Source organism: Actinomyces urogenitalis DSM 15434 (genome assembly GCF_000159035.1).
In the GTDB taxonomy this organism is placed as follows: domain Bacteria; phylum Actinomycetota; class Actinomycetes; order Actinomycetales; family Actinomycetaceae; genus Actinomyces; species Actinomyces urogenitalis.
Genome location: NZ_DS999574.1, coordinates 614510 through 617350 on the forward strand (window position 1 = coordinate 614510; position 2841 = coordinate 617350).

A 2841-nucleotide genomic window follows, 5' to 3' on the forward strand; every position below is an offset into this window, starting at 1 on the left:
TGAGGCCGAGGGCGTGGCCTGGACCCGCCTGGGGACCACGGGCGGCGAGCTGCTGACGGTCGTTGGCTCAGACCTGCTGTCCGACGGCGCAGACGGCCAGCCGCTCGCCCTGGACCTGGCTGAGCTGCGCGAGGGCGTTGAGGCGACGCTGCCGGCGCTGTTCTGACCCAGCCCGTTCTGTGGCTCTGAGAGAGCGGCTCTGGGAGATCTGTCCACCGACACCTCCTGCTTGCGGACCGGCCCTTGCGGGCACGGCCGACGAGCAGGAGGTGTCGCTTGCTGTCGCCAGGTGAGCCCGCTGACCTCGTTGACGGGGCCTGGGAGTGCCTGGATGGGGAGCGAGGACGTTCCTAGCCTGGCGCTGGCGCCAGCCGAGGGTGCTGGTGGGGAAGGAACCGATCATGACCGCGACCGCTGACGAGGCCGTCTTCGAGGCAGACAACGTCTTTGGCAAGGGTGAGCCCAACACCGCCTACGCCCAGTTCTTCACGGGCAACAGCTACCTGAGGTCCCTCGTGACGGACCCCGACTGCGTGGTTGGGGTTGCCAACGTCACCTTTGAGCCGGGCTGCCGCAATAACTGGCACATCCACCACGCCACCTCTGGTGGAGGCCAGGTGCTCATCTGCACCGCGGGCTCGGGCTGGTACCAGGAGGAGGGCAAGGCGCCGGTGTCCCTGGAGCCGGGGACGGTCGTGTTCATCCGTGCCGGCGTCAAGCACTGGCACGGGGCCAAGGCGGACTCGTGGTTCTCGCACATTGCGCTCGGCGTGCCTGGGGAGAACACCTCCAACGAGTGGCTGGAGCCGGTCGACCCCGCCCATTACGACGCCCTGGCCTGAGGGTGTCGCATGGGCCATTCGCTGAGATGTTTCATCTCAGTTTCCGGCCACGTGGGAACATATGAGTGGCGCGGGGAAGCCGCTCGCCCGATGACGTGCTCCCGGTGCCGTACACGCTGACCGAAGGAGTCCCACCATGCAGGACGTTGTCGAGAAGGTCTACGAGCAGGTCGTGGCCCGTAACCGCGGAGAGTCCGAGTTCCACCAGGCCGTCCGTGAGGTGCTGGAGTCACTGGATCCCGTCATCGCCAAGCACCCCCACTACGCCGAGGACGCCCTCCTGGAGCGCATCGTCGAGCCGGAGCGCCAGATCATGTTCCGCGTGCCGTGGGTGGACGACGCCGGAGCGGTCCACGTCAACCGCGGCTTCCGCATCGAGTTCAACTCCGCGCTCGGCCCCTACAAGGGCGGGCTGCGGTTCCACCCCTCCGTCAATGCCGGCATCATCAAGTTCCTCGGCTTTGAGCAGATCTTCAAGAACTCCCTGACCAACCAGGGCATCGGCGGCGGCAAGGGAGGCAGCGACTTCGACCCGCACGGCAAGTCCGACGCCGAGGTCATGCGTTTCTGCCAGTCCTTCATGACCGAGCTGTCCCGTCACATCGGCCCGAGCACGGACGTGCCTGCCGGTGACATCGGTGTGGGTGGCCGCGAGATCGGCTACCTGTTCGGCCAGTACAAGCGCCTGCGCAACTCCTACGACGCCGGTGTCCTGACCGGTAAGGGCCTGGCCTGGGGCGGCTCCCTGGTGCGTACCGAGGCCACCGGCTACGGCACGGTGCTCTTCGCCCAGTCGATGCTGGCCACCAAGGGCCAGACCCTGGAGGGCAAGAAGGTCGCGGTCTCGGGCTCGGGCAACGTGGCGATCTACGCCATCGAGAAGGCCCAGCAGCTCGGCGCTACCCCGATCACCTTCTCGGACTCCTCGGGCTACGTCGTCGACGAGGCGGGCGTGGACCTTGACCTGCTCAAGCAGGTCAAGGAGGTCGAGCGCGGCCGCGTGGCCGACTATGTCTCGCGCCGCCCGGGCTCGCGCCTGGTCACCGAGGGCCGTCCGTGGGACGTGCCGGTGGACGTCGCCCTGCCCTGCGCCACCCAGAACGAGCTCGACGGCGACGACGCGGCCACGCTGCTGCGTCAGGGCTGCGCCGTCGTCGCTGAGGGTGCCAACATGCCCTCCACCCCTGAGGCCGTCGAGGCCTTCCTGGGCGCGGGCATACTCTACGCCCCCGGCAAGGCCGCGAACGCTGGCGGCGTGGCCACCTCCGCCCTGGAGATGGAGCAGAACGCCGGACGCACCCGCTGGGACTTCGCCACCGCCGAGGAGAAGCTGACCGCCATCATGGCGGACATCCACGACTCCTGCGTCGCGGCCGCCGAGGAGTACGGCCGCCCGGGTGACTACGTGCTGGGCGCCAACGCCGCCGGCTTCACCCGCGTGGCTGACGTCATGATCGCCCACGGCATCGTCTGAGCGGGCGCAGAGCCCGAGAGCCTCCCTGACAGGACCAGTCCCTGCCGGCACCACCGAGCACCCTCACAGCGTTGGCTGTGGGGGTGCTCGGCATGCGCTGGCCGCGCACCCAGGTCAGGTGGAGGAGACGGAGAGGGGCGCGGTAGGAGAGTGACAGCTTCGTGAACACTCGTGCGGCGCCCTAGGCACGGGGCTGGCGGGTGCGTAGTTTGGTGGTGATCCCTGTCCCCACTCACTAGGACCTTCCATGCGTCTTCTCTCACGCACGACGACGAGCCTCGCCATCGCGGCGCTGGCCGTCATCGGTCTGCTCGGCGCAGGCGGTGTGCTCGTAGCGCGCCGCCGCGGTGGCGAGGACACCGGCGAGAGCACTGGCGAGGGCGACTCCCAGGAGTGAGTCACCTGCCTGCTGGGCGTGCTGTACCGGACTAGCCGGGTCGGCGCGCCCAGCAGGCCGTTGGGGCGCCGGGTGGGACGCAGGCGTACCCGGCAGGCCGCTAGGCTCGCGCTATGGCAGCACGACGA

3 protein-coding genes are annotated in these 2841 nt (G+C 68.8%); all 3 read left to right on the top strand.

The genetic code is table 11. The features are described 5' to 3' along the window. The first annotated feature begins 401 nt into the window (after positions 1-401). The 3 genes from HMPREF0058_RS02605 (at position 402) to HMPREF0058_RS12595 (ending at position 2713) form a co-directional block, all read left to right on the top strand. Entirely contained in the window at positions 402-842 is a 441-nt protein-coding gene (locus tag HMPREF0058_RS02605; protein WP_034236708.1) for a cupin domain-containing protein, read from the top strand. Between the two features lie 136 nt (positions 843-978). Next, complete coding sequence (gene gdhA / locus HMPREF0058_RS02610) at positions 979-2316, top strand: NADP-specific glutamate dehydrogenase (RefSeq protein WP_006548123.1); 1338 nt, start codon at positions 979-981, stop codon at positions 2314-2316. Between the two features lie 247 nt (positions 2317-2563). Next, the gene (locus HMPREF0058_RS12595) at positions 2564-2713 is read left to right on the top strand and encodes a hypothetical protein (protein WP_006548124.1); all 150 of its coding nucleotides are present in this window, start codon (positions 2564-2566) and stop codon (positions 2711-2713) included. The last annotated feature ends 128 nt before the right edge of the window (positions 2714-2841 follow it).